The organism is Sinisalibacter lacisalsi (assembly GCF_014640115.1).
GTDB lineage: Bacteria > Pseudomonadota > Alphaproteobacteria > Rhodobacterales > Rhodobacteraceae > Sinisalibacter > Sinisalibacter lacisalsi.
In genome coordinates, this window is sequence record NZ_BMGI01000015.1 from 1 (window position 1) to 1,601 (window position 1,601).

At 63.5% G+C, this 1,601-nt stretch carries 1 pseudogene; it reads right to left on the reverse strand.

The window, feature by feature from the left end:
* Positions 1-148 precede the first annotated feature (148 nt).
* Positions 149-1,333: pseudogene (locus tag IEW01_RS17595) on the reverse strand (IS110 family RNA-guided transposase); the annotation flags it as partial.
* Positions 1,334-1,601 lie beyond the last annotated feature (268 nt).

A 1,601-nucleotide genomic window follows, 5' to 3' on the forward strand; every position in this document is an offset into this window, starting at 1 on the left:
ACGGATGAGATCGAAAAGACTTTTCTGCGGGCTTCTGCTATTTTTCACCAGTGCGTTCGACCTCGTGGCGAAGCGTGGCGTGTCGGCAGGAAGCGTCACCGGGCAGCCCATTCAGTCCCTGCCGATTTGAGGCGATCGCACACCCGCTGCCTTTCCCGGGGGCGTGGGGTCGCCAGGCGGCAACGAACTGTTCATAGCTCTTTTCCGCGTGCTCCGCGATCCGTGCCTCCTGCTGGCGCAGTTCCTTCACGTTGTAGGCATAGCTCGCGCCGCGCTTGCTACCCTTCTTCTGTGGCTGGCCGGCAACCAGTTCCATAGCGCGGCGCTTGTGGGCGACCAGGCTTGGCCGGGCCCAATGATAGTCCTCGCCCTTCGTCAGCATGTGCCAGCACAGGCTCGCGAGCTTTCGTGCGACAGCGACGGCGGCGATCTGATGACCACGGCGCGCTCGGATGCGGATGAAGAAAGCCCGCAGTGGTCCGGGTGCTTTCGCCGCTGCCCAGGCCGCCTCGACCAGCATCGCGCGGGCGTGGCTGCGCCCGGCCTTGCTGATCCGACCATGATGGGCGGGGCCGAGGCCGGATTGGCGCACCCGCGGGTTCAACCCAAAATAGCTCACCAGTTTCTGGGGTGAGTTGAAACGGTCGATACTCCCGATCGCCGCCATCAGCCCGGCCGCAACCGTCAGATTTACACCCGTGATAGTCAGCAGCCGCTGGATTGCCTCGTCATCGATCGCGTCTTTGGCGATGTCGCGGTCGAGCACGGCAAGGTCCTCACCGAGCCGGTCCAACTCGCGGACATGGCGCGCGATTGCGGCTCGCTCGTCTTCCGGCACCGGCTGGCGGCTCAGCCAGTCGCGGCCACGCTTGTTGAAGAGATCGGCGTGCGGACATTTCGGGATCAGATGCGCGTGCAGGATGGCATGCACCTCGTTCTTGATCCGGGTCCGGTGCCGGACGACCTGATAGCGCCGCGCCACAAGCCTGCGCATTCGTTCCGTCGCTGCGTCCGGGGTCCAGATCTCCGGCAGGTAGCCAGCGGCATGCAAGCTCGCCAATGTCGCCGCATCCACCTTGTCGGTCTTCACGTGGGCATGGGCGATCGCTTTCACCTGGAGGGGGTTGGCAATCACCACCCGTTTCACATGGGGCGACAGAACCCGGGACACCGCCATGCAGTTGCCGGTCGCCTCGATCACCACCTCGTCCGTCTTCTTCAATTGCCGACCGAGGCCCTCCAGGGCCGTGCGGGTCATTTCGACCCGACCTTCATGTCGGGTCAGACCGTTTTCCCAGATCACCACCTCCCCGAAAGTCCGGTGGATATCTATTCCGATCACGCGTCGCATGCGCGCCTCCCTTGCCAGTTGAAAACAACGGGAGCGGCGGGCAACACGACAACTACGGATTCGCGCTCTCGGCGCAACCGGGCGAGTCGCAGAGGCGGCCAGCTACTAACTCGAGCTCTCAGCTCATGCTATAAGAACGGCCTGCCCGCACCTTCGTGCTCCCGGTGCCTCTGTCCCGGATGCTCGCAGCATACACCCTGATCAAAGAATCAACGCCGAACATCGGCACCGAGAACCTCATACCGGTTAC